1 pseudogene is annotated in these 306 nt (G+C 68.0%); it reads left to right on the top strand.

Annotated elements, in window-relative coordinates:
• Positions 1-32: 32 nt before the first annotated feature.
• Positions 33-306 (top strand): annotated as a pseudogene (locus J0695_RS42755) (CNNM domain-containing protein); the annotation flags it as partial.

Raw genomic sequence — 306 nt, 5'->3', positions numbered from 1 at the left:
CGACCCGCACCAGCAGTGCCACATTGAGGTAGCGGGTCGCCTGCGAGATGGCGGCGGGTGTTCTCGTCACGTACGTGTGCCTGCGTGAATTCACCGTCACCTGGCAGGCGCTGACGCTCGCGATCGGCGTGATGGTCCTGGTGAGTTACGTCGCCGTGGGCGTCTCGCCGCGCACCATCGGCCGCCAGCACCCGCTCAACACCGCGACGGCGGCCGCCTATGTGCTGCTTCCGCTCGCCCGGATCATGGGCCCGATCCCGCAGCTGCTGATCCTCATCGGCAACGCACTCACGCCCGGAAAGGGCT

The sequence above is a fragment of the Streptomyces beijiangensis genome (assembly GCF_017315755.1).
Taxonomy (GTDB): domain Bacteria; phylum Actinomycetota; class Actinomycetes; order Streptomycetales; family Streptomycetaceae; genus Streptomyces; species Streptomyces beijiangensis.
Note: the sequence above shows the minus strand (reverse complement) of the source record. Positions and strands in the feature narration are given on the sequence as shown.